Origin of the sequence: Synechococcus sp. A10-1-5-1 (genome assembly GCF_023115425.1) — a bacterium.
Taxonomy (GTDB): Bacteria; Cyanobacteriota; Cyanobacteriia; order PCC-6307; family Cyanobiaceae; genus Vulcanococcus.
Map to the genome: position 1 here is coordinate 1,275,465 of NZ_CP096032.1, position 26,301 is coordinate 1,301,765.

A 26,301-nucleotide genomic window follows, 5' to 3' on the forward strand; every position below is an offset into this window, starting at 1 on the left:
GCGATTAACCGAAAACGAAGCCCAGATGGGCATAGAGGGAGCGACCCACCAGGATCCCGGACAGGACCCAACCGCACAGCACAAACGCGCTGAGCAAGGGAGCCGGGGCAATCCTCAGCCGCGTGAGATCCAGCCGGGCGAGCAAGACAGCAGAGGCCAACACCAGCACTTCAGAGAGCACCGCCAGGTGCAGCAGATACAGGCCCCCAGTGATCACCACCAGAAGGGTGACCACCAAGGTCAGGGCCTTACTGGCGGCCATCAGCTGCGAGAGCTCCCGCAGAAGCAGATCGGGCATGGTGCAAAGCACCACCACCAGAAGGGCCTGCATGCACTGCAGGGGCCAGAACCAGGGGCCCGCGAACTCCATCTGCAAGGGGGTGCTGGCCTGGTCGACCAACTGCGGAGCCACATCGGCCCAATGCAGGCCCATGAAAGCGCTGACAGCAAACAGCACCAACAACATCGGTGCCCGCAGCGGCAGGACCAACAGGCCAAGAACAGCAGTCACAGGGCGCATGAACGGGCGCATCACTGGTCAGCGGTCACAGCTTGATCCAACACCAGGGCGATGGCTTCAAACGGACATGAGGGGATGCATTGCTCGCAGACCAGACAGCGCTGCGCGTTGAACGTCAGCCGCCAACTGGGGGCGGTGCAACTCAGGGCTCCACTTGGGCAGACGCTGGTGCAAATCCCGCAGTCCACGCAACGCTGCGGATCAATCGCAATCTCACCGGAGGCCCGGTTCAGGCCCAGACCCTGCCCCTCCAACCACTGCTCGGCCGCATCCAGATCGTCGATGTCGCCCGAGAGCTCCACCACCATCGTCCCGCTCTGGTTGGGCGCGATCTGAGCCCGAAGGATTTTGGCGGCGATATCAAATTCAACCGCCAGGCGATAGGTAATCGGCTGATGCACCGCCTCCCGCGGAAAGTGAAGGGTGATGCGGCGTTTCAAGGGCGCAACTCAGCCACCGTCAGGGTATCGACGCGGAACGCGAACAGCCCTGGCAGATTGGCCCAAAGCACGAACACACCTCCTGTGGACAGCAACACAGCAGCCCTGGGACGGCGCGAGCGGATGCTGCTCGCCGCGGTGGCAGCCCTGCTGGCCCTGGGGCTCTTCCTTCTGCGCGGGGGGCTCTCGCCGGCAGCCCCGTTGGAAAAACTGGCACGCCAATCGCTCGAACCCGCCGTCGCGCTCAGCAACGGCCGGCCGAGCCTGATCGAGTTCTACGCCGACTGGTGCGAGGCCTGCCAAGCCATGGCCCCAGCGATGGAGCGGGTGGAGGGCGAACACCACGAGCAACTCGATGTTGTGCTGCTCAATGTCGACAACCCCCGCTGGCAACCGGAGGTGGATCGCTACGACGTGAATGGCATCCCGCAGCTGGAGTTCTTCGATGCCAGTGGCGCCCCCATTGGCCGCGCCGTTGGGGCCCGCAATCAAGGCGAATTGGAGGCCCTGAGCGCCGCCCTGATCAGCGGTTCCCCCTTACCGGCCATGGCTGGAGTCGCCGAGACCAGCGTTTTACCGAAAGCAGAGACCACCGCCATGGCAGGTCCCCGCAGCCACAGCTGAGTCCCGCAAAGCCCGTTACCCTGCAGCACCAGCTCCCAACTCCATCGCCCGCCCATGAAACGCTTTCGGGTTGAGCTGATTGCAGCGACCCCCAACCCCCAGCAGTGCGTCTACGCGGGGATGCACCAGGACTACAGCGAAGGGTTTGTGGCCGCTGATCGGGGGGAATGGCCTGATGAGACCCGCGCCGGAGAGATCTGCGTCAAACGTCTACTGGCCGGCGAGCGCGGTCACTACGGACCGCTCGAGCACGCCCAGATCGTTCTGAATGTCGGCTGGTTCCCCCACTCTGTGATGCAGCAGGCCCGCACCCACAGGGTGGGCGTGAGCTTTGACGTCCAATCGATGCGCTACACGGGCGATCGGATCTGCCGTGCCGCCAACGGGGAACTCGAACTGGAAGAGGTCTTCTACCTCCGGCCGGAAGGGCAGTACAGCGATCGACAAGGCAAGAAGTACACCTACACGGCTGAAGAGCGGCAGAAGGATCTCGCCCTCTGCCAAGTGGCCGCTGAGCGCTACCGCGACATGCTGGCGGCCGGCTTCGCGGAAGAACACGCCCGCGGAATCTTGCCCTTCGATTACCGCCAGCACTTTGTGGTGAGCTTCTCGCTGCGGGCGTTCCTGCACTTCATGGACCTGCGCGCCAAGCTCGACGCCCAGGAAGAGATCCGGGTGCTCTGTGACCTGATGTGGCCACACCTCCAGGCCTGGGCCCCAGAGTTTGCGGCTTGGTACGAAAAGAGCCGCCTACACAAGGCGCGTTTGGCTCCCTGAGCCTCAGATTCGCGCCAGGGTGACCCGCTCGGGCTGGTGCTGGTACTTCCCGGCCCGGTCCTTGTAGGTCGTCTCGCAGGGGTCTCCTTCAAAAAAGAGCAGCTGGCAGATGCCCTCATTGGCATAAATCCGGCAGTCCGCACCGGAGGAGTTGCTGAACTCCAAGGTCAGGTGACCTTCCCAGCTGGCCTCAGCTGGAGTGGTGTTGACGATGATTCCCAGGCGGGCATAGGTGCTCTTGCCCAGGCAGATCACGGTGATGTTGGGTGGCACACGCATCTTCTCGAGCGCCACACCCAACCCATAGGAATGGGCCGGGAGGATGAAGTACGAGCCGTCTTCGTCCTCGTGCAAAGGCACGGGCTCCAAGTTGGCTGGATTGAAGCGCTTGGGGTTCATGATCGTGCCAGGCACGTGCCGGAAGATCAGGAACTCCTGGGGGGACAGGCGCAGGTCGTAGCCATAGGACGAGCAGCCAAAGCTCAGAACCGGCTTTTCACTGTTCTCAGGATCGAGATGACGAACCAGCTGCGGCTGAAACGGCTCGAGCATGCCCGCAGCGGCCTGCTCATTGATCCAACGGTCGTTTTTGAGCATTAGAAACCTCGGCGCAGCTGGGTGACCTGATCAGCCATGGCCAACAAAGCCGTGGGCATGGACGGCCCAGTCAGGATCACATCCAGGTGAGAGGGCCGCTGCTCCAGAGCAGAGACCACTTCCACCTCAGTCAGATAGCCCAACTCCACCGCCAGACCGAGCTCATCAAGCACGAGCTGATCGAGCTGACCACCCAGGAACTGCTCCCGGGTGTACTCCCAGATCTCCCTCACGGCCTCCACATCCGCCTGCGACGCAGGCGTGGGCTCCGCCAAGCAACCCGCCACCGCTGGCCTGAGCCACTGCAGACGGCCACAGAGCCAGACGCTGCGCTCGAGGCCTTGATCGACGCCACCTTTGAGAAACTGGCTGACCAGGACACGGCTGCCCAGTCCTGCACTGCGCAAGGCCTGACTGAACACCCCGCTGAAGCTGCCGCGGAACGGCGCTGTGTGCACCTGGAGTTGCCCCTCCTGCTGGGCCGCCAGACGAACGCTGCGGGAAGGAGCAGACGCTGGAATCGAGGCCAGCGGGCGCAGGTGTCCAGCACGGGGCGTAGCGCTGGGAGTGGCTGCAAGGCTGGCCGTCATCGATTGCATGGCTGCCGCTTGGGATCCTGAATGTAGCGGCGTTAGGCCGTCCGGCAAGCAACAAGCACTACCTGTAGTGCAAACACCCGTACCATCAAGACACTGAGTCAGCCCGCAATGAGCAGCACCCAACCTCGGCGGGACGGCCGCGGCGCCATGGATCTGCGCAGCACTCGCTTCGACTGGGATCCGATGGGGTTTGCCCTGAGCTCAGTCACGGTTCACACGGGTCGAACCGCCGTGATCTGCAGCGTTTGCCTCGAGGAAGGCGTCCCGAAATGGCGAAAAGGCTCAGGCAAAGGCTGGCTAAGTGCCGACTACAGACTGCTGCCGGCCAGCACCCCCAGCCGCCAGCCAAGGGAGCTGATGAAGCTGAGCGGCCGCACCCAGGAAATTCAACGCCTGATTGGCCGCAGCCTCAGGGCCTGCCTCGATCTCGAGGCTCTGGGCGAGAGGACGCTGCAGGTCGATTGCGACGTTCTGCAGGCAGACGCCGGGACCCGCACGGCCTCCATTACTGGAGCCTGGGCCGCCTTGGCCCTGGGACTGCGCCGGCTCGAGCAGCGGGGGGTACTGGAGCGCTCTCCCCTAATCGGCCAGGTGGCAGCGGTCTCGGTTGGCCTGGTCGATGGGAACGCGCTACTGGATCTGGACTACAGCGAAGACAGCCGAGCCGAGGTGGATTTGAACGTGGTGATGAATCAAGAGCAGCATTTGCTCGAAATTCAGGGCACCGCAGAGGGCGCACCCTTCAGTCGCCAACAGCTTTCTACCCTGGTTGACCTGGCCGAAGCTGGAATCCAGCGCCTTCTGAGCGCTCAGAGCCAGGCCTTGGCAGAAGCCCCGAATTAGTTTCAATGGCTACATGGCTGCCCTGGACTGATCCGTAGGTTCCAAAACACATCAGTCGCGCTGACATGGTTGTGGCCACGCAAGGATTCAGCCGCTACTCCCCTAGCCCCACTACCGGTACGTCCGTGATCGCACCGATCGCGGGCAGTCCGCTACCGCCTAATGCAACGCTCCTGGATGTGATCCGGGGCCTCAGCGGCAGCACGACGGAAATCGTCGAGCGCGGCAAAACGATCTTTTTCCCTGGGGATCCAGCCGAGAAGGTCTACCTCCTCAAACGCGGAGCAGTCCGCCTCTCCCGCGTGTACGAATCGGGCGAGGAGATCACGGTGGCGCTCCTGAGGGAAAACAGCCTGTTCGGGGTGCTCTCCCTGCTGACCGGCCAGCGCTCGGATCGCTTCTATCACTCCATTGCTTTCACCCGCGTCGAGCTGGTGACAGCCCCCGCCACCTCGGTGCGGAAGGCCATTGAGCAAGACCCCGCGGTGGGCCTGCTGCTGCTGCAGGGCCTGTCCTCTCGGATCCTGCAAACCGAGACCATGATCGAAACCCTCACCCACCGCGACATGTCCTCGCGACTGGTGAGTTTCCTGCTGGTGCTCTGCCGCGACTTTGGGGTTCCCAGCAGCGAAGGCATCACGATCGACCTGCGTCTCTCCCACCAGGCCATCGCCGAAGCGATTGGATCCACCCGGGTCACCATCACACGCCTGCTGGGTGACTTACGCAACGACGGTCTGGTGCAAATCGATCGCAAGAAAATCACCGTTTTCGATCCCTTGGCCCTCGCCAAACGCTTCAGCTAAACGGCTGAACTGGTGGCTGATCCCAGCTGATTTCCCACCGCCTGCAACCGATACTGACCGTCGTCGCCCAACGTCGTGTCCGGCTGGATCCTCATCCTGGCGCTGCTCATCCTCGGGGGAGTGCTCTCCACCCTGGGAGATCGCTTGGGATCCAAGGTCGGCAAGGCGCGTCTGAGCTTGTTTCGGCTGCGGCCCAAGAAGACGGCCGTGGTCATCACGGTCCTGACCGGCAGCTTGATCAGCGCGATCTCGCTCGGTCTGATGCTGCTCGTCAGTGATCGCCTGCGCACGGGGCTGTTCGAACTCGATCAGATCGAGCAGCGCTTGCGGGACAGCCGCAACGACTTGGCACAGAGCCGCACTGCCCTTCTCAGTGCAGAGAAGGAACGCAGCGAGGCCCAAAGCCAACTCAAGGTGGTGGCCCAGCAGGCCAGCCGACTCCAACGGGAACTGGCCCCGCTGATGGAGCAACGCCGGCAACTGGAAGCCGAGCGCGATCGCCTCAGCCGCGACATCGCGGCCAAGGATGCAGACCTGCAACGCAACCGCTCTGAGCTCGCCAAGCTGAACAGCAAGATCAAGAGCAGCAGCCAAGAACTGGAGCGCCTCGAGCGCAATCTGATTGCCCTACGGCAAGGCGATGTGGTGATCAGCAGCGGCCAACTCCTCGAGGTCGCCAAGGTGCGAATCGAGAAACCCAGCCAGGCCAGGGAGGTGATTCACGCGCTGCTGCAACGCACGAATCTGAACGTCTACCAACGGGTGCTGCCCGGGGAGACACCCAACCGCCAAATCCTCCTGGTCCCGCGCAGCGACATCAGCAAATTGGAGACGACCCTCAGCAAGAGAGGTGAGTGGGTGGTCAGTCTGATCTCGGCCGCCAACGTGCTCAAGGGCGAGCGTCAGGTGGTGGCTTTCCCGGATGTCAGGCCCAACAAGCGGGTCGTTCGCAGCGGTGAGCAACTGGCCACCACCGTCCTGGAGATCGATGAACGATCACCAGATCAGGTGCGCAGCCGCCTCAACCTGCTCCTAGCCGCGGCCTTCACCCGCGCCCAACGCCAAGGGGCTCTAGCCAATGGCCTCCAATTCGACCCGGCGCGCCTCAGCCAACTGGCCGACGCCCTGGTGAACCGTCCCCAGGGAAAGACGGCGAAACTCGAGGCCGTCTCCAGAGCCAACAGCGATCTGGCCGACCCCATTGCCGTGGCCATCCGCTGGCAAAGCCCATGAGCACTTGGCTCGGCCTGGACCCAGGCCTCAGCAAATGTGGATTGGCCTTGTGTGACCAGGTCGCCGGGATGGTCAACGTCGCCGCAGTGCTCTCTCCTGAGGACTGCCTGGCTCAAATTCAGATCTGGCAGGTTGACCCTGGCCTCGAAGCGGTGGTGCTCGGCAACGGAACGGGCAGCAAACACTGGCAACAACAGCTCATCGCCCTCGGCCTCAGCGTCCACGTGACCCCTGAAGCTGGAACCACCCTGGCCGCACGCTCACGCTACTGGCAGCTGGAACCGCCTCAAGGCTGGCGGCGATTACTGCCGGAGGGCCTCAGGCTGCCCCCACGGGACTACGACGATGTGGTCGCGCAGCTGCTGCTGGAACGCCATTGGGGCACTGAACTCAGACGTTCTCCTGGCTTGCCCCTGCTGCGCCTCAAAACTTCGCGCGAACGTTGAAGGCGTAGTCCCCACCAGCCTCCAGCTGGTAGTCGGTTTTCAGCAGGAAGCGCAGCAACGCGTCCTGAATCAAAGCCCGGCCCAGGGAGGGCTCCACCTGCAGCTCGCCGCGATCAAAGAACCAGGCGAAGGTCCACTGAAATCCACCAGCACTGACCTCACCCTCGAGCACCCGCTGGCTAAAGCTTTGGCGCAGCACCCGCAATTGCGCCGTCGTGGTGGGGAGGCGACTCACGCGGACTCAGGCAGTGGGTTGCTCGACCAGCTTGGCTGCAGAGGGAGCAACAAAACCGTTGAGCCTGTTACCAGCCCGCTCAAACCCCAGGCGTTGAATCAGATCGAGGCCAGACAAGACCTCATCAATGACTTCCCCAAGAACCGGCTGTTCGGCGACTGCAAAGCGGCCGAGCACGTGGCCAACGGTGCGCTGTTTGCGCTCAACTGGGTTCAGTGCAGGGGCACCAATCCCAATCCGAAGGCGAGGAAACTCTTGACTCCCGAGATGGGAAATGGTGCTGCGCAAGCCGTTGTGTCCCCCAGCACCACCCGAGAGCCTCAAGCGCAATCGACCAAGGGGAAGATCCATGTCATCCACAAGGATCAGCATCTGAGCCGGTTCAAACCCAAACCAATCGAGAGCCGCCCGAATCGAGCGACCGCTGTCGTTCATGTAGGTCTGGGGCATCAACAAACGCAAACGCTCTGCACCTTGCCCCACTTCAGCCAGCAAGCCATGCAACTTGGACTGCTGCTTAAAGCTGCTGTTTTGACGCTTCGCCAACTGCTCAAGCGCCATGAAACCGACGTTGTGGCGGGTGCCTGCGTACTTCTCGCCCGGGTTACCCAAACCAACAACAAGACTCAAAGGAGTCATGAATGCCTCAACCGGCCGCTTGCTCGTCTTCGGCCTTGAGTTGAGGCTGCGAATCGGGAGTTGCCTGAGTGACTTCAGCTTCCACGGTGTCGACGGCCTTACGGAACTCCTGCTCAAATTCCTTCGAGGCGGACTGGAAGCCCTTCAAGGTTTTCCCAAGGGTGCGACCCAATTCAGGGAGGCGCTTGGGACCAAACACCAAAAGACCAACGGCGGCAATCACCGCCATCTCAGGAAGTCCGATCCCAAACACGTTCATCGAATCAGCCGATGCCGTTCCAGTTCACGGTGATGCCGTCGAGGATCAGCGACTTGTTGTACAGCTGGAGGATCACCAGCAGGAACACCAGGAACAGGGCCATGAACACGCCCATCACTGGAGTGGTACCCCAGCCAGGCACAACCTTGCCGTACTCGGAGTTCAGGGGACGCAGCAGATCTCCCAGGCGGGTGCGTTGAGCCATGACGGGCTGTGCTCTCTGGCAAGGAGTAGGTCTCGTTACTATAAGGGGCCTGGCTGCTCGAGCGGCCGGCCCCGTCGAGAGTTGTGATGGAAACCACCTCCCCAGCCATGTCAGTGGCACTGGCCGTCTTGGTCGTGCTGCTGGGCCTGACCGGCTTCGGGATCTACACCGCTTTTGGACCACCGTCGAAGCAGCTCAGCGACCCCTTCGACGACCACGAGGACTAGTCGCATTCCAACTCCAGAGCCAGCAGCTGCCACGGCTTGAGCACAAGGCCTCCGCGCGTCCATGTCTCACTGTCTCCCCGACGCCAGCGCCAGTTGGAGACCAGGGTCCATCGCTGTCGCTGGGGACTCAGGTTCTGCAGCCGCAGCGCTAGTCGCCCTGGGCGAGACCCCGGCCTGCAACTGAGAACCCGTACCTGGGCATGGGCCCAGTCGACGCCCTCCAACAGGTCGATTGAACCGGCGATCTCGTCCTGACCATTGACCTCCTGGGCGCGATGTGGAGCAGGCCGAATCCAAAGGGGCTCGCGAAAACGTCCTGCCAAACGGGGCACTCCAGCCGAACTCCAGCCGTGCCGAGAGGGGTACAACGCGAGGCGAAGGCGCTGGATGCCGTTATCGCCAGAGGGATCCGGCCAGGTGGGAGCCCGCAGCAAAGAGACGCCCAGCTGATCTGAAGTCACGGAGACCCCCTGGGGACCATCCAGCAAGACCGCCAGACCTCCCGCACCCGCTTTGGACTGGCTGGCCACCCAGCTGATCGCCGTCACTTCCCAGCGGGCTTGCTCCCTCTGCGTCAAGGCGTGGGCCGGCCGCTCGAGGACCCCAGCGGAGGTATCAGCGGCGTAGCGCTCGGCCCCTTGCGCCAACGGCAACTCCAGCCGCAGGAGCTCATGGCGCTGGCGCCAATCGACCGTCAAGGTCAACTCCACATACGGAGAAGCAGCCCGCAGCTGAATGTCGAGCCGAAGCGAGCTTTGCCCGCAGCGGCCTCGAGCCACAAACCGGCAGCAGAGCGGTCCTTGCTCCACCAGCTCTGGAGCCCCCTGCCATGAGAGGGGCAAGGGGTGATCGCGGTAGTCCGCCGCGATGTCCCAGGCATCCCAAAACTCCCCCTGATCGCGCCAACGGCGCCATTGGATGGGCCCTGAGAGTTGCGGCACACCATCGCCCCCCCAGAGCTGCTGGATGCCGTCCGCCCCGATCTCCACCTGCACCAACCCGTTGCCCAATCGCCAGGTCTCACCGGTGGCCTCCAGGGCAACCGGATGCGTGATGTCCGCAGTGGGCTGCACGAGGCGATCGGCACGCTCGAGGGGGATCGCCTGAAGGCCAGCGGGCAGGGGGAGTTGAACCCAGGTGCCGCCGGTCGTCCGCGCCTGGCTCGGGAGCTGGTCTTGGGCACCCTGGATGCACCACGAGCCGGCGGGCAGGCGCAGGGTGACCAGCTCAGCGGGCTGGGGCTGCAACTGCACCAGCCACCAGGGCTGATCGCCGCCGCGGGCTGGAAGTCGGTCCTGCAGAAGGCGATCCCGCTGACTGGAGGCCTGGCGGCGCGCCTGCCGCCATTGGGGTTCTGCCTGCTCAAAAACCTCGGGAATCGAGGTGCCAGGAAGGATGTCATGGAACTGCTGAAACAGCAGCGGCCGCCAATCAGCGCCAGGCTGGCCCGCGCCCCCGAGGTGGAGCAGGGCCGAGGTCCAGTCGAGCTCCCTCAGCAAGCGCTCCAGGGTCCGGTTGTGGCGCTTTTGATCGGGGCGGGTCGTGGCACAGCCCTGATGCAGCTCGAGATAAAGCTCATCGCGCCAAACCGGCAGACCGCTCGCCAGCGGCTCCAAGCCCTCGAGGTAGCTGCGCAAGGTTCCGTGCTGCTGCGGGCAGGCCACGGGCTGGTGCTGCCAGAGGGCCAACTGCTCGAGCATCTCCGCGGTCGGACCACCACCGTGGTCGCCCACCCCCGGGAGCCAAAGGGCCTGATCCACGCCCGTCGCCGCCTGCCACTGCTGCCGGTAGGTCTCCATCCCCTGGGGATCGCCTCCAGTGCCAATCGGAGCCGTCGCCAACGCCAACAGCTCTGAGCCATCGGCACTACGCCAGCGGAACAAGCGATGGGGGAAGGCGTTGGTGCTGTTCCAGGCCAACTTGTGGGTGCAGAACCAGCGCACCCCGCTCAGCTGCGCAACGGCAGGCAACCCGGCGGCGAAGCCAAAACTGTCGGGCAACCAGCACAGCTCGTGTGACCACTGGGGAAAGCGGCTACGGCTGTAGGCCTGCCCCTCCTCGAACTGCCGCAGCAGCGATGGGACACCCACCAAGACGCAATCGCTTTCAACCCAAGGGCCATTGATCGGCTCAAAGCGGCCCTGCTCCATCGCCGCTTGAAGTCGGGCAAAAAGAGCCGGCCGGTGCTGCTCAATCCAGGCGTACAGCGCCGGGGTGGAGTGGGCGAAATGAAGCGATGGATCCCGATCCATCAGACCCAGCGCCGACTCAAAGGTGCGAATCGCCGCCTGCCAGGTGTCCGCCACCGGCCACAGCCACGCCAGATCCAGATGGGCATGGCCCAGCAGATGAAAACCGCCAGGAGGACGGGCCTGGGCGAATTGCCTCAAGATGCTGGAGACACCCCCAGCTTCCAGTTCAGGCTGCAAGGCAGCCAAGGCCTCCGGCGCCAGACGTGAGGCCCCAAGAGCCAAAGCCTCGGCGGCAAGCACCCCAGCGGGGTCGCCGAGACCAGTGGGCTCCTGATCGACCCGGCTATAGATCAAGGCGCCGTCGTCATGCAGGGGAGAGCGCAGCCGCAATTCCAACGGCAAGGGCTCCCCGTCCCACCAGGAGGACGGCAATTCCCAGCGGCAGGCGCTGTCGAACAGGTCACCTTGGTGGACCAAGACGCCGCCGGCCCAAAGCTCCGCGGCATCTGCCCACCAGCAGAGGGCCAAACGGGCGCGCCTGTCCACCTGCTGAATCGCCTGCCAGGGCTCTGGGCAAACCAAGTCCAACCGCAGGCTCAGCCAACGCCCACCGCGCGGCCAACTCAACAGTCCGCGTCGATGCCAGTCAGGGCGGTGGCACGCACCCCAGGGGTCGTCCAAGGCCAAACGACTGTCCCCACCTGGACTTTGCACGCTCCAGAGAGGCAGCAGGTCCCAACGGGTTTGTGCCTGAAACGTTTCAATCCAGGAGCGAACAGCGCCCTCTGGCCCCTCTGTCATCAGTCAGCGTGTTCACGACCCATAGGATGATGCGGCTGCCGCCGGCTCGTTTAGGGCCCATTTGGCGCTTGTCACTCCCTGTCACCCGCCGGACAGACCCATGCTTGCCCTCAAGATCTCGGTTTACTCGGTCGTTTTCTTCTTTATCGGGATCTTCGTGTTCGGCTTCCTGGCCAGCGATCCCAGCCGCACCCCAAGCCGCAAGGACCTGGAGGAGTGATCCTCAGATCCCCTGAGGTGGGCTGAGCAACCGGCACGACCTCATCCGTTTGACCAGATGGCCGTGGCAGTATCACGGCCTTGCGCGACCCCTTGGTGACTCAGCTCCGGAAGAGACTGATCCAAGGGGTTTCTGCATGTTCGATTGCGGCCATCAACCTGGCGCCCGTGGGTGCTGCTTGGGCGGCACAGCCGGCAGCGGCGCCCTCTGTTTCAGCGCTCACCAAAGCCAGCGCTGATCAGTCCCCGCCGGTTGTGATCAATCTGCTTGCGAACGAGCAGGGGTTCGATCAACGCATCAATCGGTTTGTCGCCAAGGGCGACGTTCAAATTGATCTAGCCGGCGGCCGCATCCTGGCTGATCGACTCGAGTACGAGACCGCAACACGCACCCTGCTGCTGACCGGGCGCGTTCGCTTCCAACGCGGTGAGCAGTACTTCCAGGCCAACAGCCTCCGCTACAGCCTGATCGAAAACAGCGGTGATGCCGATGCGGTTTACGGGGTCATCGACTTCGACACCAGCGAGGTCGACTTCGACCTCAAGGCCTACCCCTCCGTTGCGCTGCCGTCGCTGAGCTACTGGCCCACCTCCAGCTCCTACGAAAGGCCGTCCTTTGGAACCGCATCGCCAGAGCTAATTCGAAGAGGCCCCCGGGGTCAGGTTCTGGTGAGCGCCAACTGGAGCAATCAAGCCACCACCGCCGAGCTGGCCCTCGCCCAATCCCCCCTACAACACTCCGGCGAAGCACTGATGCCGGGATTAGCTCTCAACGGGGTCACCAGCTCAGAGCAACTCCTGGGGCTACCGGAGCCAGCACAACTCGCGGATTGGCGGGTTCCACCGATTGCTGTGGCACCCGCGGCCCAATCCATGGTCTGCGCGCCACTCATCCCTCCTGTTCCGGATTGGCATCCCTATCCCCTTGCCGTGACCGCCTGGGGCTACGGACAAGCGATCGATGCCAGCTTCGGTGACTCCTTCACCTTCAACGGACGCTGGCGACCCGAAAACGTCTGGGGCCTGAACTTCAACAAACGGCTCGTGGACGCCGGCCCCCTGGCCCTGGAATTCGATTCCAACGCCTTGCTGCACAAAACCAGCTGGCAGCCCGGCGGCGAGTTCAACAACAGCGAACCCTTCGCACCGCTTCCCCCCCAAACCTTCGGTGAATTCACCGCGGCCCTCGGCCTAAGGGCTTGGCTGCAGCCCTGGCTGAGCCTGGGGTTCTTCGAAGGCGTGAGCTTGCTCACTAGCAACAGCCTGTACGAGCAGACCTTCCGGCAGAACTACCAAACGTTCCTCAACTATCTGGGTTTTGAAGTCGAAGCCCTGGTCAAACCCCAGTGGTCCGTGGTCGGTCGCCTGCACCATCGCTCCGGTGCCTATGGCACCTACGGCGGCGTGAGCGAAGGCAGCAATGCCTACTTGGTCGGCGTTCGCTACCGCTATGGCCAATCCACCCCCCCGCGGATTGCGCCACTGATGCCCCCTGCAGCCGGCTGCCCTGGCGCACCCAGCCCCGACGAAGAGCAGAGGCAGAAGCCCCTTGCTGATCAGCTGAACGCTGTCGCCGAAGCCAAGCCTTCGCAGGCCACCAGTGCCAGCCAACCACCGGTCGCTCCAGCGCTTTCGACTGTCCCTGCGGCTGAACTGGAGGCTGAACGACACGAAGCGATCGAGGCCATCGTCGATCAACGCATCAGCGACCTCTATTACGTCCGCAGCCTCAAAGTTGAGCGGCGTGCGGGTACGCAATTTGTCAGCCGAGCGCAAGAAGAGGACGACTTCGGCACCGTGCGGCCTAACCAGTTGATGAATCCCAATGGCGATCAAAAACTGATCGAGGGATTTGTCAGCCGCTGGCGTTTTCAGGCTGCCCGCATCTTGATCACACCCAAGGGGTGGACTGCCAATCGCGCCGCCTTCAGCAACGACCCAATTACCCCGGCACAGTCCTGGATCGACCTGGAAGACGTGGTCGCCGTTCAAGAAAGCGAGGAACGCACCAAGATCAGCGCCAAGCGCAGCCGCTTGATTCTTGAAAACCGTCTTCCGATTCCGATGCGAAACAACATCGCCCTGGAGAAGGATCAACCCGCCGACAACGCTTGGGTGATTGCTGATGACGGGGTGGATCGCAGCGGCATCTACTTCGGGTACAACCTCAAAGAAATCGAACTGATCAAAGGGCGCTCCTTCACCAAACCCAACGGCGTCCGCGTTGAAGAGCAGCCCCTCAAGTTAAAAGTTCAACCGCAATTCATGGTGGCCCGGGCCCTCAATGGTCAGGTCAATAGCTTTGTGTTGCCTGGTGATCCAGTCGGTGGGCCCACGGGCTCACAACCCGCACAAATCGGCGACCTCTTCGGTGCCCTGATCAAGCTTGAGGGATCGGTCTTTGGTTATTCAACGAGTGACTTCACCGTCAGTCTGCCAACCTTGAATCCCCAAAACATGGCCAATGGCACCCGCAGTTGGGGCGACTTCTCGAGGCAGATCTTTATCCCCAAAATTGGTTTGATTCCAGGCGGTACCTACACCACGCGACTCTTCGGCGCCTACCGCTACAAGACCTACAACGGATCGCTCGGCCAACAGGATGTCTACTCAGCACTCGGCGCTTCGATTGAGCGCCAAGGCGACCTGAAACCCTGGGGAAAGATCAACCACAACTATTACTGGCGTGCCGCCTTCGGCAACTTCCAAGGCAGCGAGTTCAACAGCTCCAACCTCATCGACAGCACCCGCGGCAGTTTCTACGGGGCTGTGAACAGCAGCTTGCAGCTCTGGCGGGGCAAAGCGGGCGACCGAGACAACCCCAGGACCACGCAAAACACCCCCAGACCGATTGAACCCGGACTCCGGCTAAACACCAACACCAACGTCCGTCTCGATTACTACGGGGATGGGACGAGCCAAAACACCGTCACGCTGACCGGTGGACCGACGCTGACCTTGGGCCGGCTGGAGAAAAACTTCTTCGACTTCACAGAGATTTCCATCTCCGGTGGCGGCAGCCTGCAGCAGGGCCAAAGCCCCTTCAGCTTTGACCGAAACGTCGATCTCGCCACCTTGGCGTTCGGCTGGAAGCAGCAGCTGATTGGCCCATTGCTCTTCAGCGGTGGCATCGGCTTCAACGTCGATGGCAATTCGGGCTACTACGGCGACATCACCGGCTCCTTCGCCGAGCTGATCTGGCAGCGCCGCAGCTACGAATTCGCGATTTACTACAGCCCCTACGAGCAAGTCGGTGGCATCCGCGTGAAGCTCAACGACTTCAACTACAGGGGTACGGGTCTGCCATTCGTGCCTTACACCCCAACCGATTTCACCAAGAAACGCCAGGGCCTCTATTGAGGGGGTAACAGCGGCAATGGACTCGGTCCATCCAGCACTTCACCACCCACCATCAAGTGGCTCCCGGTGAAATCCACACCCACCAGGACCGTCTGATCGAGTTTCAACCCAGGGGTCAGGGCCTGAATCATCACCGCTCCGCTCAAGTTGGCGCGGCTCAAGTTGGCGTCACTCAGATCCGCATTGCTGAGCCGGGTGTCCTGCAGCAGTGCACCCTCCAAGTTGGCGCCAGTGAGATCCGCTCCTTCCAAGTTGCTTTGGCGTAGATCCGCTCCGCGCAGGTCCGCCTCGCGCAGATCGATGCCGTTCAGCATCAAGCCCCTCAGGTCAGCTCCGCGCAGATCACAGCCAGGGCAGCCCGGCCAAGCCGGGGCACGCAGCACCGGTGCCGCCGTAAACGGCTCGACAATCAGCGGAGCAGATTGCAGCGATCCCTGGCAGCAGAGCAAGGCCAGCGCAACCCCAGCCGATCCACTCCCAAGCCAGCCGATCGCCATCGCCGTTGCGCCGCTATCTCATTCATAGACAGTGGCGCAACTGTCCGCCACGGATCAGGCGGCTTGGAACTGACGCAGATAGGGGAGCCCTTGGGCCGTGGCCTTGAGCGCATCGTCATTGGCGAGCAACTGACCCGTGGCATCCCACTGCCCGCTGAGCAGCATCTGCTTGGGACCCGGCGCCAAGGTCAAGGGCCACTGCTGATCTCCGCTCGAGAGGGTCAAAGCATCAACATCGACCACGAAACCCGCGGTCGCATCGGCCTCAGCCGCCGCCTGAATCGCCAGCATGGTGTCGTGATCGGCTGTGAGGCAGGGAATCCCAAGCGCCAGGCAGTTCCCATAGAAAATCTCAGCGAAGCTCTCGCCGACCACCACCCGGATCCCCCAACGCATCAGGGCCTGCGGTGCATGCTCACGGCTTGAGCCACACCCGAAATTGCGGTTCACCAGGAGCACGGACGCCTCTTGATGCTCCGGGCGATCAAAGGGATGCGCCCCAGCCAACTCGGCGCGGTCATCGGCGAAGGCCGCAGGGCCCAAAGCATCGAAGGTGACGCACTTGAGGAAGCGGGCCGGAATGATCCGGTCGGTGTCGATGTCATCGCCGCGCACCACAACGCTGGTGCCAGAGACACGGCTGATCGAACCGGAAGGGAAAGGAGTGGAGCTAGCCATCGGTTGAGAAGAAAAACGCGGTCTGAAACCCGATCAATCAGGCGTTGAGTAACGCGCGCACATCACTGACGCGGCCATGAATCGCTGCTGCAGCCACCATCGCTGGGCTCATCAACAGGGTGCGGCCGCTGGCCGAACCCTGGCGCCCCTTGAAGTTGCGGTTGCTGGAGCTCGCGCTGATCTGGCGGCCTTCCAAGCGGTCGGGATTCATCGCCAGGCACATCGAGCAGCCCGGCTCACGCCACTCAAAGCCAGCGGCTTGAAAGACCTTGTCGAGGCCTTCGGCTTCCGCAGCGGCCGCCACCTGCTCACTGCCCGGGACCACAAAGGCCTTGATGCCCTCAGCCACGTGACGTCCCTTCGCCACCGCTGCCGCGGCCTGGAGGTCACTCAACCGGCCATTGGTGCAGCTGCCGATGAAGCAGACATCCACCGGCAGGCCGGCGATGGGGGCGCCGGGCTGCAAATCCATATAGCGATAGGCCTCCTCCGCGAGGGGACGCTCATCGGGCTCGGTTTGCTCCAGGGTGGGCACGGCCTCATCCACGCCGATCCCCTGGCCTGGGGTGATGCCCCAAGTGACTGTGGGTGCGATGGAGGCAGCGTCGAAACGCACCTCATCGTCAAAGACGGCATCACTGCTGCTGGCCAACCCACTCCACCAGCGCACCGCCTCAGCCCAGGCCTCACCACTTGGAGCGAAGGGGCGGCCCTCGAGATAGTCGAAGGTGACTTGATCAGGATTGACGTAGCCGCAGCGGGCCCCACCCTCGATCGCCATGTTGCAGAGGGTCATCCGCTCCTCCATCGACAGGGCGTCAATCGCTGGCCCAGCGAATTCGTACGCATAGCCCACCCCGCCCTTCACCCCCAGGGTGCGGATGACATGCAGCACCAGGTCCTTGGCATAGACCCCGCGCTGGAGCTGACCATCCACCCAGATCCGGCGCACCTTGAGCTTGCCCATCGCCAGGCTCTGGCTCGCCAGAACATCACGCACCTGACTGGTGCCAATGCCAAAGGCGATTGCCCCGAAGGCCCCGTGGGTGGAGGTGTGGGAATCACCGCAGGCCACGGTCATGCCCGGCTGGGTCAATCCCAGCTCAGGAGCAATCACGTGCACGATCCCTTGGCGACCACTGCCGATGCCGTGCAGGGTGATGCCGTGCTCCGCGCAGTTGGCCTCCAGGGTCGCGAGCATTTCCTCCGCCAGAGGATCCGCGAAGGGGCGCGCCTGGGAAGTGGTCGGAACGATGTGATCCACAGTTGCGACCGTGCGCTCGGGATGGCGCACCGTTAAACCCAAGTCTTTCAAGCCTGCAAAGGCTTGGGGACTGGTGACCTCGTGGATCAGATGCAGGCCGATGAAGAGCTGGGTGGCCCCACCCGGCAGTTGGGAGACCTGATGCAGATCCCAAACCTTGTCGTAGAGGGTGCCGGAGCTCACGCCGATGCCTGCAGCGGAATGGACGAGCCTACTCAGGCCAACTGCAGCCTCAATCGGTTCAGGGCCTCACCGGCGCTCAAAGTCTGAATCCAATGGCGGCCGCGACTGGCACCAAAGCGGATGCCCTCGCTGCTGCAACCGCTGGGACCGGCCACCGCGATATGGACCAAGCCCACGGGCTTCTGCTCGGTGCCGCCGCCCGGTCCGGCCACCCCCGTGATCGCCAGGGCCCAATCCGCTCCCGTCAACCGACGCGCCCCTTCGGCCATCGCTTCAGCAACTGGATCGCTGACAGCACCGTGGGCTTCGAGCAACGCCTGGGGCACTCCGAGGACCTGCTGCTTGACGCGATTGGAGTAGGCGATCACCCCGCCGAGGAACACGTCGGAGGCCCCGGGGACTGCGGCCACGGACGCCCCCAGACCACCACCAGTGCAACTCTCCGCAACGGCGACGGTCTGGCCCCGCTCCCGCAAACGCTCCAGCACGACCGCAGCCAGGCTCTGCTCATCCACCCCAAAACAGCTCTGCCCAGTGCGGCTTCGGATCTCACGCTCCACAGGAAGGAGCAGGGCTTCGGCCTCCGCTTGACGCTCTGCGCGAGCCGTGATCCGCAGCTTGACCTCGCCAGCACCGGCATAGGGAGCCACGGTCGGGTTGACCTGCTCGAGCAGATCGGCCATCTCCTCGGCCAAGGCCGATTCCGAGACACCCCAGAAGTGCAGCATTCGGCTCGCGAAAACCCCAGCGGCCAAGCCGGACTGGCGCAACCAAGGGGCAGCGGTCTGCTGCCACATCGCCTTCATCTCACTGGGAACCCCCGGGAAGGTCAGCACCGTGAAGCCCGGAGTCGGGCTCCAAATCATTCCGGGGGCCGTCCCGGTGGGATTCGGCAGCAGCTCAGCCCCCTTCGGCAACAACGCCTGGCGGCGATTGCTCGGGGAGCAAGTCCGCCCTCGGGCGGACAACCGCGCTTGGATCGCGGCCCAGACCTCGGGGTGTTCGACCAAGGGCGTCTCAAACGCGGCGGCAATCGCCTCGGTGGTCAGGTCGTCGGGGGTGGGGCCCAGCCCCCCCGTTGTGATCAAAACGCGGCAGCGCCCAGCAGCCTGCCGAACCTCAGCCATCAAGCGCTCACGGTTATCCCCCACCACCATCTGGCGTTGATGCGGAACCCCAAGAGAGGCCAATTGCTCAGCAATCCAACGGGCATTGCCATTGGTGATGTTGCCCAGCAGCAATTCGCTGCCGATGCACAGGATCTCAGCCGTCAACGCCCTGGTCCTGGCGTGCCCGCTCACGGCTCAAGCTGCGGCGGCAGATTGTCACGGCGGCGATCAAGACTGCGGTGGCCAGCGTCAACCACAGGAAGCGCAACTCGGCTCCGGCGAAGACCAACGCCAGAGCAGCCAGCCACTGGGTGAAGGCATAGATCAAGAGCACCGTGCGGCGATGACTGAACCCCGCCCGAAGCAAGCGGTGATGCAAGTGCCGCCGATCGGGATAGAAGGGGGAATGCCCTTCGCTGACCCTGCCCATGATCACGGCGGACATGTCAGCCAAGGGCAGGGCCAGGATCAGTAGGGGGAAGAGCAAGCTGACGCTGGTCAAGCCCTTCGCCGGCCCAACGATGCTGATGGCCGCCAAGGCAAACCCCAAGAAGTAGGAGCCTCCATCGCCCATAAAAATCTGGGCTGGATTGAAGTTGTGGCGCAGGAACCCGAGGCAACTGCCCGCCAGCGCCGCGGCCAGGAGGCCAGGGGCCGGCTGAGAGAGGCTGTAGCTCACCGAGAGCAAGGCCACAGCTGCAATTCCACTGACACCGGCAGCCAAACCATCGAGCCCATCTAGCCAATTGATGGCGTTGGTGATCCCAACGAGCCAAATCACGGTGAACAGCAAGCTCAGCGATTCCGGCAATGGAATCACCCCTGAACCACCACCAAAGGGCAGATCAATCGCACCGATGCGAACCCCTTGGCTCCACACCGCCATGGCCACCGCCACCTGGCCGCCCAGGCGGGGCAAGGGGGGCAGGGCGAACAGGTCATCGGCCAGCCCAATGACGAAGTAGCAAAGCGATCCAGCCAGGGTGGTCCAAATCAGGGCATCCCGCTCAGGCGGCAGCGCCACAAAGCCGCCCAGCCGCCAGATGAGGAGTAGCGCCAGCACAAAGCCAGCCACAATTCCGATGCCACCCAGACGAACCATCGGGGTGGTGTGCTGCTTTCTGGGATCAGGCTGATCAATCAATCCCCAACGCAGCCCTAACTGGCGCACCAGAGGAACGATCAAGGCGGTCAGCACCGCAGCGCTCCCGAAAGCCAGTACAGCGGCAAGATCCGGCCGGCTGGAGATCATCGAAGGCGGTGCTCAATGCAATGCGCAGTGACCCGCGCGGATCGGCGCCAGGCAAAAGGCCCTGCCGGCCAAAGCTTAAGCAGGGCCTGGGAGTTCGGCGATAGCCAAGGCCCATTCAGGGGCCAGTCGCTCAAGCGGGCTGCAGCTCACGCTGATGGGCGTAAAGGGGGAAACGCTCACAAAGGGCAGCCACCCGCTCACGGCAGCGCTCCTCGATGGCCGAGTCCTCCGGATTAAGCAGGCGATCTGCGATCACATCCGCCACCTCACGGAAGGCCTCTTCATCAAAGCCACGGGTGGTGCAGGCAGCCGTTCCCAAACGCAGACCACTGGTCACGAAGGGGGACTCGGGGTCGAAGGGCACAGTGTTCTTGTTGGCCGTGATGTGCACATCGCTGACCAGCAGATCAGCCACCTTGCCGGTCATGCCAATCCCCCGCAGGTCAAGCAGCACGATGTGGTTATCGGTGCCAGCACTCACCACATCGATGCCGCGCTCCTTGATGCGGGCCGCCAGGGCCTGTGCGTTGGCAACCACCTGCTGGGCATAGGACTTGAAGCTGGGCTGCAGGGCCTCGCCAAAGGCCACGGCCTTGGCCGCGATGACGTGCTCCAGTGGACCGCCTTGGCTACCGGGGAAGACTGCTTTATCGAACTGCTTGGCGAACTCGGCGTCACGGCAGAGGATGAGACCGCCGCGGGGACCGCGCAGGGTCTTGTGGGTGGTGGTGGTGACCACATCACAGACGGGAACCGGATTGGGATGCACACCGGCGGCCACCAGGCCAGCGATGTGAGCCATATCGGCCAGCAGGAAAGCACCCACCTCATCGGCGATGGCCCGGAACGCCTGGAAGTCGATCGTGCGGGGATAAGCGGAATACCCGCAGATGATCAACTTGGGCTTGTGCTCGAGCGCAAGCTTGCGGATCGCCTCGAAGTTCAGCTGCTGGGTGGCTTCATCCACGCCGTACTGGACGACGTTGAACCACTTGCCGCTCACGTTGACCGGCGAACCATGGGTTAGGTGACCGCCATGGCTCAAGTCCATACCCATGATCGTGTCGCCTGGCTTCAGCAGCGCCAGGAACACCGCAAAGTTGGCCTGCGCGCCGCTGTGGGGCTGGACGTTGGCCCAGGCCGCACCGAAGAGCTCTTTGGCCCGCTCAATCGCCAGCTCTTCGATCGCGTCGACGTGCTCGCAGCCGCCGTAGTAGCGCTTGGACGGCAGGCCCTCGGCGTACTTGTTGGTGAGGACCGAGCCTTGGGCTTCCATCACGGCCTGGGAAGCGAAGTTCTCCGAGGCGATCAGCTCCAGGTGCGTCTGCTGACGCTGCAGCTCCCTGCCGATCAAGGCAGCGATGGCGGGATCGCTGGCAGCCAGGGGGCGATTGGTGGCTGCTGCGGTGGACTCCGCCATGACAAATCAGGGCTCAGGTTGATCTGAATCGTAAGAAACCGCAGCACTGCACGCCGACCGGCGATCCAGCAATAAAAAAGTCGCCCCGAAGGACGACTCTTTGAAAACGCGCCTGGAGAGATTCGAACTCCCGACCCTCTGATCCGTAGTCAGATGCTCTAATCCGCTGAGCTACAAGCGCTTGCGCCAAGACATTCTGCCCACATCGAGGGCCCACACGTCAACCAACCAAACTGGAGTCAACGAGAAGCAGCCCAGACATGCCGATCCGTTGGTACGGACCTGCCAACCCCGAGGACCCCACCTACCGGCACTTCAACCGGATCGTCAATCTGGTGCTGCACACCATGGTGTTCGCGGCCCTCAACAGCGGGCTGTGGTTTGTCCAAGAGATGCGGCACCCCTGGAGCCACCTCAATTGGCTCACCAGCGCCTGGGCCGTCCTGCTGGCTGCCCACCTGATCAGCGTGGCCGTTCAGCGCCCAAAGGCGTCATCCTGAGCGCAGCTCTGAACGCGGTTGGCATGGCCCTCTCTCCTAGCGAGATCCGCGACCTACAACTCGAGATCGCTGATCGCATCTATATCCAAATCGGGGGCTGGCACCTCTATCTCGGAGACGCCGGACTCGCTGAAGCATTGGCGATCGAGTGCGCCGCCAGGCTTGATCAAGGGGCTGGGGTCTGCGCCCGTCAGTCGCTCGAGGCCGTGCAGGTTCCGATTGGTGGCGGGAGCAGCAAGCTTCCCCTGGCCCGCCTCGTCCCGGCCGGACAACTGCAAGACCTAGAGGATCTTCTGAACAACCGCAGTTAGGGTTGCCCCCACCTGCCAGGGCCCCGTGCTGGTCATCGAGGTCACCAACGCTCGCGAGGTGGTGCGACAGCGCATCGGTCGTTTAGGGAGCCGCTTGATCGGCAAAGTCGTCGATGCGGAGGCCCAAGTGGAAAAGGCCCTGATCCAGGAAATGGAGACCGCCTTTCGCGACTTCGGCATCGAGGCTCGGATCTACTCCGTCGACGGTCCAGCGATGGTGGGCAAGAGCCACCTGGAGCTCCCGATCCAAGTCCGCGAAGAACGGGTCGTCGAGCTCTAACCAAGGCCGGGAAGACGCAGCCGCAGCTGACGGCCGATCTCCAAAGCCTCGGGCACCTTCGCTGCACCAGCGATCAAGCCATAGACCAATAGGCCAAGTCCACCGCTGAAGCTGCACTGCAGCAGCAAGCCGAGCAGATCCTGGGGCCAACCAATCCAGTGGGAAGTAGCCCAAGCGATCAGACCCGAAACCAGGGCCGCCAGCAGCAACAGCGCGCTGTCCCGTGCCCAAATCGCGAGCGGCATGCCAGAGACCCGACGCTGCAGGGCCAGCAGCAGACCAAAGCAGGTGATCAGATTCACGCCCACCGTGGCGAGCACCAGCCCAGGCGCTCCGAAGTTCAACGCGGGAAGCTGCAGCCCCCAAGGCGTTGGGCCACCCACCAAGACCCAATCAAACAAGGCATTCAGCGCGATCCCCGCCATGGAGAAGCGGAATGGGGTCGTGCCGTCACCGAGGGCGTAGAAGACGCGCACCAACACGTCCCGACCGAGATAGGCCGGCATCCCCACGCCATAGGCCATCAGCAACCCGCCCACCAAGGCCGCCGCTCCGGCGTTGAAGGCCCCGCGTTCGTAGACCAAGGCGACGATGGGGCCAGCCAAGGCCACCATCAGCGCCCCCAGGGGAAGCATGGAGGCGTTGGAGAGCATCAAGCCCTGGCGAATCCGATCAATGAGCTCAGGGCGATCAGCCGGTGCCGTGAGACGGGCAAACACGGGCAGGAGTGGCACCAGCAAAGCGTTGGAGAGCAGACCCAGAGGGGTTTGCACCAGGAGGTTGGCGTAACCCAAACCAGCCGCCGCGCCAACGATCCCCGAGGCAAAAAAGAGATCGGTGAAAACGTTGATCTGCAACATTCCCGAGGAGAGCGTGGCCGGGCCCATCACCTGAAGCACCTCCTGAACGCCGGGGTGCTTCCAGTCCCAGACCAGCTGGAACTTGTTCAGCCCCTGCTTGGCCAAAGCCGGGAGCTGAATCAGCCACTGGAACACCGCCCCCAGCAAGGTCGTACCCGCCAGGACCGCACCACCCAAGAAGGCGTACTGGGGCAGAGCGATGTCGGAGCCCAGGTGCAGCCAGAGAATCCCAAGACCGGCGATCACCGCCACGCTGGAGAGCAGGGGACTGACTGAAGGCAGCCAGAACTCATCGGCGGCGTTCAGTGCTCCAAAGCCCAAGCCAATCAAGCCAGCGAAGAGCGCCATCGGCGCCATCCAGCGCAGCTCCAGCACCGCGATCGCGTGGCGCTCGGCATCCAATCCCGGTCCCACCAGATCAATCAGCGGATCAGCTGCCAAAAACAGCAGCAGGGTGACGCCGATCAGCGCCGCCCCAACCAAGGTGTTGATCGCAGCGAGCACATGGGCGCCCTCCTCGCGGGGACGGCGGGCCAACGCACTGACCATGGCGCTGTGAAACGGTCCGTTAATCCCGCCAAGCAGGATCAGCAGAAAGCCCGGCAGCACATAGGCGTAGTTGTAGGCGTCGTAGGCCGCCCCAACGCCAAAGGCGGCGGCAATGGCCTGCTGGCGCACCAGGCCAGCCAACTTGCTGAGGGCGGTCGCCACCGCCACGATCAAGGCGATGCGGCGCAGCGAGCGGTTGGCTTGGCTCATCGAGGCGCCTGCGGGCCCAAACTCGGGCGATTCTTGCCGCTTTACATGCCCGCTGCCGCATCCCCCACAGAACGTCTTCCGGTTCTGGCCCTCGAGGACCTGCATGAGGGGGTGCTGCTCAAGCGCTACAAGCGCTTTCTGGCGGACGTGGAACTCAGCAACGGCGAAGTCGTCACGGCCCACTGCGCCAACACCGGGCCGATGACGGGGGTGCTGCAGATCGGCGGACGCGTCAGGCTGCGCTATGCCCCCTCGCCCACCCGCAAGCTCTCCTGGACCTGGGAGCAGGCTGAGGTGCCGGGTGCCGATGGCCAGCCGGTGTGGGTGGGCATCAACACAGCGCTCCCCAACCGACTGGTGCGCGCCACGATCGAAACCGGCTGCCTCGAGCCCTGGCTGGGACCGATCGCCAGCATCCGTGCGGAGGTGACCTATGGCCTGAACCGCCGCAGCCGCATTGACCTACTGCTCACCCCAGCCAAGGGGGCTGAGGACCCGCGCCCGATCTACCTCGAGGTCAAAAACACCACCTGGTGCGACGGCGATCTCGCGCTCTTCCCAGACACGGTGACGGAACGGGGGCAGAAGCACCTGCAGGAGCTCATGGGCGTGCTGCCGGAGGCCCGGGCGGTGCTCGTCCCCTGCCTGAGCCGCTCGGATCTCCAGCGCTTCGCCCCCGGCGATCAGGCCGACCCGCGCTACGGGGAACTCTTCCGCGAAGCCCTCGATGCAGGCGTGGAGGTCCTGCCCTGCCGATACAGCTTCAGTGAAAGCAGCATCGACTGGCTCGGGGTGGCCGGCGTCCAAGCCCAGAGCGGAGACTCATAGAGTTAGGAACCTCGAGCCAGCCGCTGTGGATACCCGCGCGTTTAAGCGATCGCTCCATCACTCCGATCGCTACAACCGCCGCGGCTTTGGTCTGGGCGAAGAAGTGGCCGGCAGCCTGGAGCAGGCCTACCAAAGCAATCTGATCGCCAGCATCCGCGAGAACGGCTATCAGCTGGAGCATGGCCGCCTCCAGGTGAAATTGGCGGAAGCCTTTGGGTTCTGCTGGGGTGTCGAACGGGCTGTGGCCATGGCCTACGAGACCCGAAAGCACTACCCAACCGAGCGGATCTGGATCACCAACGAGATCATTCACAACCCCTCGGTGAATGATCATCTGCGGGAGATGGACGTGCTGTTCATCGACGTGGAGAACGGGGTCAAAGACTTCTCCAAAGTCGCCAGTGGCGACGTGGTGATCCTTCCCGCCTTTGGCGCCACCGTGCAGGAGATGCAACTCCTCAACGAGCGGGGGTGCCACATCGTCGACACGACTTGTCCCTGGGTCTCCAAGGTGTGGAACACCGTGGAGAAGCACAAGAAGCACGACATCACCTCGATCATTCACGGCAAGGTGAAGCACGAGGAAACCCTCGCCACCAGCTCCTTTGCCGGCACTTACTTGGTGGTCCTTGATCTGGCCGAGGCCCAGATGGTCTGCGATTACATCCTCGCCAGTGCGGGTGGCCAAAGCCCTAGCGCGGAACAGCACCAGGCCTTCATGGAGCGCTTCTCCAAAGCCTGCTCTCCAGGCTTTGACCCAGACCGGGATCTGGTGCGCGTGGGCGTGGCCAACCAGACCACGATGCTCAAAAGTGAAACCGAAGAAATCGGCCGGCTATTCGAGCGCACGATGCTCCAGCGCTTTGGCCCCGCTGAGCTCAACGACCACTTCGTGGCCTTCAACACCATCTGCGATGCCACCCAAGAGCGGCAGGACGCCATGTTCGCGCTGGTGGATGAGCCCCTCGATCTGATGGTGGTCATTGGCGGGTACAACTCCTCCAACACCACCCACCTGCAAGAGATCGCCATCACCCGCGGGATTCGCTCTTTCCACATCGACACCCCCGAGCGAATTGGCCCCAACAACCGGATTGAGCACAAACCCCTGGGGGGCGATCTAGAGGTGGTGGAGCCGTTCCTTCCCGGCGGTCCATTGCGGGTTGGCATCACCTCTGGCGCCTCCACCCCCGATCGCGTTGTGGAAGACGTCATTGACCGCTTGATCGCCTTGGCCGACGGCTAGTCCAGCTGTCACAGACGCTGCAGAGCCCGGCCCCGAGCGGGCTTTACATTGATTCATCTGACCCAAAACCAGACCCTCCAACAGGGCCTTCT

Annotated in this window: 30 protein-coding genes and 1 tRNA gene; 14 read left to right on the forward strand and 17 right to left on the reverse strand. The window is 63.3% G+C overall.

Annotation, left to right across the window (positions count from 1 at the left end):
* Positions 1–4 precede the first annotated feature (4 nt).
* Positions 5–532 (reverse strand): hypothetical protein, encoded by a 528-nt coding sequence (locus MY494_RS07000; protein WP_247909526.1) that lies wholly within the window; start codon positions 530–532, stop codon positions 5–7.
* On the reverse strand, positions 532–960 hold the full coding sequence (locus MY494_RS07005; protein WP_247909527.1) for an NIL domain-containing protein: 429 nt from the start codon (positions 958–960) through the stop codon (positions 532–534). Before MY494_RS07005 ends, MY494_RS07000 begins: the two co-directional genes overlap by 1 nt.
* A 57-nt stretch (positions 961–1,017) precedes the next feature.
* Here MY494_RS07005 and MY494_RS07010 point away from each other — a divergent pair, with 57 nt between their 5' ends.
* Positions 1,018–1,584: a thioredoxin domain-containing protein gene (locus MY494_RS07010; protein ID WP_371820567.1), complete on the forward strand. Its 567-nt coding sequence runs from the start codon at positions 1,018–1,020 to the stop codon at positions 1,582–1,584.
* A gap of 54 nt (positions 1,585–1,638) precedes the next feature.
* Positions 1,639–2,361 carry an FAD-dependent thymidylate synthase gene (thyX, locus tag MY494_RS07015; RefSeq protein ID WP_247909528.1) on the forward strand — a complete coding sequence of 241 codons (723 nt, stop codon included), beginning with the start codon at positions 1,639–1,641 and terminating at the stop codon, positions 2,359–2,361.
* A 3-nt stretch (positions 2,362–2,364) separates the two neighbouring features.
* Here the strand turns inward: thyX and dcd are convergent, their stop codons facing one another.
* Both dcd and MY494_RS07025 read right to left on the reverse strand, forming a co-directional pair.
* Positions 2,365–2,958: a dCTP deaminase gene (gene dcd, locus MY494_RS07020; protein WP_247909529.1), complete on the reverse strand. Its 594-nt coding sequence runs from the start codon at positions 2,956–2,958 to the stop codon at positions 2,365–2,367.
* A complete protein-coding gene (locus MY494_RS07025) occupies positions 2,958–3,548 on the reverse strand; it encodes a cob(I)yrinic acid a,c-diamide adenosyltransferase (RefSeq protein ID WP_247909530.1) in 591 nt (196 codons plus the stop codon). Before MY494_RS07025 ends, dcd begins: the two co-directional genes overlap by 1 nt.
* A gap of 117 nt (positions 3,549–3,665) precedes the next feature.
* Here MY494_RS07025 and rph point away from each other — a divergent pair, with 117 nt between their 5' ends.
* The 4 genes from rph to MY494_RS07045 all read left to right on the forward strand — a co-directional run bounded on the left by rph (position 3,666) and on the right by MY494_RS07045 (position 6,885).
* The gene (rph, locus tag MY494_RS07030) at positions 3,666–4,400 is read left to right on the forward strand and encodes a ribonuclease PH (protein WP_256463397.1); all 735 of its coding nucleotides are present in this window, start codon (positions 3,666–3,668) and stop codon (positions 4,398–4,400) included.
* Between the two features lie 65 nt (positions 4,401–4,465).
* Entirely contained in the window at positions 4,466–5,206 is a 741-nt protein-coding gene (ntcA, locus tag MY494_RS07035) for a global nitrogen regulator NtcA (RefSeq protein WP_029626096.1), read from the forward strand.
* Between the two features lie 75 nt (positions 5,207–5,281).
* A complete protein-coding gene (locus MY494_RS07040; protein ID WP_247909531.1) occupies positions 5,282–6,439 on the forward strand; it encodes a DUF3084 domain-containing protein in 1,158 nt (385 codons plus the stop codon).
* A complete protein-coding gene (locus tag MY494_RS07045; protein ID WP_247909532.1) occupies positions 6,436–6,885 on the forward strand; it encodes a resolvase in 450 nt (149 codons plus the stop codon). The genes MY494_RS07040 and MY494_RS07045 overlap by 4 nt, the downstream gene beginning before the upstream one ends.
* Here MY494_RS07045 and MY494_RS07050 read toward each other — a convergent pair.
* From MY494_RS07050 to psbH, 4 genes are read right to left on the reverse strand one after another with little or no spacing between them, the layout of a single operon-like run.
* On the reverse strand, positions 6,863–7,120 hold the full coding sequence (locus MY494_RS07050; protein ID WP_247909533.1) for a DUF3146 family protein: 258 nt from the start codon (positions 7,118–7,120) through the stop codon (positions 6,863–6,865). The genes MY494_RS07045 and MY494_RS07050 overlap by 23 nt on opposite strands.
* Positions 7,121–7,126: 6 nt before the next feature.
* Complete coding sequence (gene pth / locus MY494_RS07055) at positions 7,127–7,759, reverse strand: aminoacyl-tRNA hydrolase (protein ID WP_247909534.1); 633 nt, start codon at positions 7,757–7,759, stop codon at positions 7,127–7,129.
* A 7-nt stretch (positions 7,760–7,766) separates the two neighbouring features.
* A complete protein-coding gene (locus MY494_RS07060) occupies positions 7,767–8,018 on the reverse strand; it encodes a TatA/E family twin arginine-targeting protein translocase (protein ID WP_247909535.1) in 252 nt (83 codons plus the stop codon).
* 4 nt (positions 8,019–8,022) lie between these two features.
* Positions 8,023–8,223: a photosystem II reaction center phosphoprotein PsbH gene (gene psbH / locus MY494_RS07065; RefSeq protein WP_010314489.1), complete on the reverse strand. Its 201-nt coding sequence runs from the start codon at positions 8,221–8,223 to the stop codon at positions 8,023–8,025.
* A gap of 86 nt (positions 8,224–8,309) precedes the next feature.
* Between psbH and psbN the strand changes: the two genes are divergently transcribed.
* Positions 8,310–8,450: a photosystem II reaction center protein PsbN gene (psbN, locus tag MY494_RS07070; protein ID WP_247909536.1), complete on the forward strand. Its 141-nt coding sequence runs from the start codon at positions 8,310–8,312 to the stop codon at positions 8,448–8,450.
* On the opposite strand, the gene MY494_RS07075 is transcribed toward psbN, so the two are convergent.
* Complete coding sequence (locus MY494_RS07075; protein WP_247909537.1) at positions 8,447–11,443, reverse strand: glycoside hydrolase family 38 C-terminal domain-containing protein; 2,997 nt, start codon at positions 11,441–11,443, stop codon at positions 8,447–8,449. The two genes, psbN and MY494_RS07075, sit on opposite strands and share 4 nt — an antisense overlap.
* Positions 11,444–11,543: 100 nt before the next feature.
* Between MY494_RS07075 and MY494_RS07080 the strand changes: the two genes are divergently transcribed.
* The gene (locus MY494_RS07080) at positions 11,544–11,663 is read left to right on the forward strand and encodes a photosystem II reaction center protein I (RefSeq protein ID WP_010312075.1); all 120 of its coding nucleotides are present in this window, start codon (positions 11,544–11,546) and stop codon (positions 11,661–11,663) included.
* A gap of 167 nt (positions 11,664–11,830) precedes the next feature.
* The gene (locus tag MY494_RS07085) at positions 11,831–15,022 is read left to right on the forward strand and encodes a DUF3769 domain-containing protein (protein WP_247909538.1); all 3,192 of its coding nucleotides are present in this window, start codon (positions 11,831–11,833) and stop codon (positions 15,020–15,022) included.
* Here the strand turns inward: MY494_RS07085 and MY494_RS07090 are convergent.
* The 7 genes from MY494_RS07090 to MY494_RS07120 all read right to left on the reverse strand — a co-directional run bounded on the left by MY494_RS07090 (position 15,016) and on the right by MY494_RS07120 (position 21,606).
* A complete protein-coding gene (locus tag MY494_RS07090) occupies positions 15,016–15,519 on the reverse strand; it encodes a pentapeptide repeat-containing protein (RefSeq protein WP_247909539.1) in 504 nt (167 codons plus the stop codon). The two genes, MY494_RS07085 and MY494_RS07090, sit on opposite strands and share 7 nt — an antisense overlap.
* 54 nt (positions 15,520–15,573) lie before the next feature.
* Positions 15,574–16,197 (reverse strand): 3-isopropylmalate dehydratase small subunit, encoded by a 624-nt coding sequence (locus MY494_RS07095; protein ID WP_247909540.1) that lies wholly within the window; start codon positions 16,195–16,197, stop codon positions 15,574–15,576.
* A 37-nt stretch (positions 16,198–16,234) separates the two neighbouring features.
* A complete protein-coding gene (gene leuC / locus MY494_RS07100) occupies positions 16,235–17,644 on the reverse strand; it encodes a 3-isopropylmalate dehydratase large subunit (RefSeq protein WP_247909541.1) in 1,410 nt (469 codons plus the stop codon).
* Positions 17,645–17,676: 32 nt separating this feature from the next.
* Positions 17,677–18,918 (reverse strand): competence/damage-inducible protein A, encoded by a 1,242-nt coding sequence (locus MY494_RS07105; protein ID WP_247909542.1) that lies wholly within the window; start codon positions 18,916–18,918, stop codon positions 17,677–17,679.
* Complete coding sequence (locus tag MY494_RS07110; RefSeq protein WP_247909543.1) at positions 18,908–20,005, reverse strand: glycosyltransferase family 4 protein; 1,098 nt, start codon at positions 20,003–20,005, stop codon at positions 18,908–18,910. The genes MY494_RS07105 and MY494_RS07110 overlap by 11 nt, the downstream gene beginning before the upstream one ends.
* 130 nt (positions 20,006–20,135) lie before the next feature.
* The gene (gene glyA, locus MY494_RS07115) at positions 20,136–21,425 is read right to left on the reverse strand and encodes a serine hydroxymethyltransferase (RefSeq protein WP_247909544.1); all 1,290 of its coding nucleotides are present in this window, start codon (positions 21,423–21,425) and stop codon (positions 20,136–20,138) included.
* A 107-nt stretch (positions 21,426–21,532) separates the two neighbouring features.
* Positions 21,533–21,606: transfer RNA gene (locus MY494_RS07120), tRNA-Arg, on the reverse strand.
* A gap of 79 nt (positions 21,607–21,685) precedes the next feature.
* Here MY494_RS07120 and MY494_RS07125 point away from each other — a divergent pair.
* The 3 genes from MY494_RS07125 to MY494_RS07135 are packed head-to-tail and all read left to right on the forward strand — an operon-like array spanning position 21,686 to position 22,516.
* Positions 21,686–21,925, forward strand: a complete 240-nt coding sequence (locus MY494_RS07125) for a hypothetical protein (protein WP_247909545.1) — start codon at positions 21,686–21,688, stop codon at positions 21,923–21,925.
* A 23-nt stretch (positions 21,926–21,948) separates the two neighbouring features.
* Positions 21,949–22,236: a DUF3181 family protein gene (locus tag MY494_RS07130; RefSeq protein ID WP_247909546.1), complete on the forward strand. Its 288-nt coding sequence runs from the start codon at positions 21,949–21,951 to the stop codon at positions 22,234–22,236.
* A 25-nt stretch (positions 22,237–22,261) separates the two neighbouring features.
* The gene (locus tag MY494_RS07135; protein ID WP_010314477.1) at positions 22,262–22,516 is read left to right on the forward strand and encodes a hypothetical protein; all 255 of its coding nucleotides are present in this window, start codon (positions 22,262–22,264) and stop codon (positions 22,514–22,516) included.
* Here MY494_RS07135 and murJ read toward each other — a convergent pair.
* Positions 22,513–24,135, reverse strand: a complete 1,623-nt coding sequence (gene murJ / locus MY494_RS07140) for a murein biosynthesis integral membrane protein MurJ (RefSeq protein WP_247909547.1) — start codon at positions 24,133–24,135, stop codon at positions 22,513–22,515. The two genes, MY494_RS07135 and murJ, sit on opposite strands and share 4 nt — an antisense overlap.
* A 45-nt stretch (positions 24,136–24,180) precedes the next feature.
* Here murJ and sfsA point away from each other — a divergent pair, with 45 nt between their 5' ends.
* Positions 24,181–24,963 (forward strand): DNA/RNA nuclease SfsA, encoded by a 783-nt coding sequence (gene sfsA / locus MY494_RS07145; RefSeq protein WP_247909548.1) that lies wholly within the window; start codon positions 24,181–24,183, stop codon positions 24,961–24,963.
* Positions 24,964–24,988: 25 nt separating this feature from the next.
* Positions 24,989–26,209 carry a 4-hydroxy-3-methylbut-2-enyl diphosphate reductase gene (locus MY494_RS07150; protein WP_247909549.1) on the forward strand — a complete coding sequence of 407 codons (1,221 nt, stop codon included), beginning with the start codon at positions 24,989–24,991 and terminating at the stop codon, positions 26,207–26,209.
* The last annotated feature ends 92 nt before the right edge of the window (positions 26,210–26,301 follow it).

Bases quoted from the DNA above. Each gene is read 5' to 3' on its own strand.
- MY494_RS07000 (WP_247909526.1), bottom strand. From the start codon at position 532: ATGCGCCCGTTCATGCGCCCTGTGACTGCTGTTCTTGGCCTGTTGGTC.
- thyX (WP_247909528.1), top strand. From the start codon at position 1,639: ATGAAACGCTTTCGGGTTGAGCTGATTGCAGCGACCCCCAACCCCCAG.
- dcd (WP_247909529.1), bottom strand. From the start codon at position 2,958: ATGCTCAAAAACGACCGTTGGATCAATGAGCAGGCCGCTGCGGGCATG.
- MY494_RS07025 (WP_247909530.1), bottom strand. From the start codon at position 3,548: ATGACGGCCAGCCTTGCAGCCACTCCCAGCGCTACGCCCCGTGCTGGA.
- rph (WP_256463397.1), top strand. From the start codon at position 3,666: ATGAGCAGCACCCAACCTCGGCGGGACGGCCGCGGCGCCATGGATCTG.
- ntcA (WP_029626096.1), top strand. From the start codon at position 4,466: ATGGTTGTGGCCACGCAAGGATTCAGCCGCTACTCCCCTAGCCCCACT.
- MY494_RS07045 (WP_247909532.1), top strand. From the start codon at position 6,436: ATGAGCACTTGGCTCGGCCTGGACCCAGGCCTCAGCAAATGTGGATTG.
- pth (WP_247909534.1), bottom strand. From the start codon at position 7,759: ATGACTCCTTTGAGTCTTGTTGTTGGTTTGGGTAACCCGGGCGAGAAG.
- MY494_RS07060 (WP_247909535.1), bottom strand. From the start codon at position 8,018: ATGAACGTGTTTGGGATCGGACTTCCTGAGATGGCGGTGATTGCCGCC.
- psbH (WP_010314489.1), bottom strand. From the start codon at position 8,223: ATGGCTCAACGCACCCGCCTGGGAGATCTGCTGCGTCCCCTGAACTCC.
- psbN (WP_247909536.1), top strand. From the start codon at position 8,310: ATGGAAACCACCTCCCCAGCCATGTCAGTGGCACTGGCCGTCTTGGTC.
- MY494_RS07075 (WP_247909537.1), bottom strand. From the start codon at position 11,443: ATGACAGAGGGGCCAGAGGGCGCTGTTCGCTCCTGGATTGAAACGTTT.
- MY494_RS07080 (WP_010312075.1), top strand. From the start codon at position 11,544: ATGCTTGCCCTCAAGATCTCGGTTTACTCGGTCGTTTTCTTCTTTATC.
- MY494_RS07090 (WP_247909539.1), bottom strand. From the start codon at position 15,519: ATGGCGATCGGCTGGCTTGGGAGTGGATCGGCTGGGGTTGCGCTGGCC.
- MY494_RS07095 (WP_247909540.1), bottom strand. From the start codon at position 16,197: ATGGCTAGCTCCACTCCTTTCCCTTCCGGTTCGATCAGCCGTGTCTCT.
- MY494_RS07110 (WP_247909543.1), bottom strand. From the start codon at position 20,005: ATGATCTCCAGCCGGCCGGATCTTGCCGCTGTACTGGCTTTCGGGAGC.
- glyA (WP_247909544.1), bottom strand. From the start codon at position 21,425: ATGGCGGAGTCCACCGCAGCAGCCACCAATCGCCCCCTGGCTGCCAGC.
- MY494_RS07125 (WP_247909545.1), top strand. From the start codon at position 21,686: ATGCCGATCCGTTGGTACGGACCTGCCAACCCCGAGGACCCCACCTAC.
- MY494_RS07130 (WP_247909546.1), top strand. From the start codon at position 21,949: ATGGCCCTCTCTCCTAGCGAGATCCGCGACCTACAACTCGAGATCGCT.
- murJ (WP_247909547.1), bottom strand. From the start codon at position 24,135: ATGAGCCAAGCCAACCGCTCGCTGCGCCGCATCGCCTTGATCGTGGCG.
- sfsA (WP_247909548.1), top strand. From the start codon at position 24,181: ATGCCCGCTGCCGCATCCCCCACAGAACGTCTTCCGGTTCTGGCCCTC.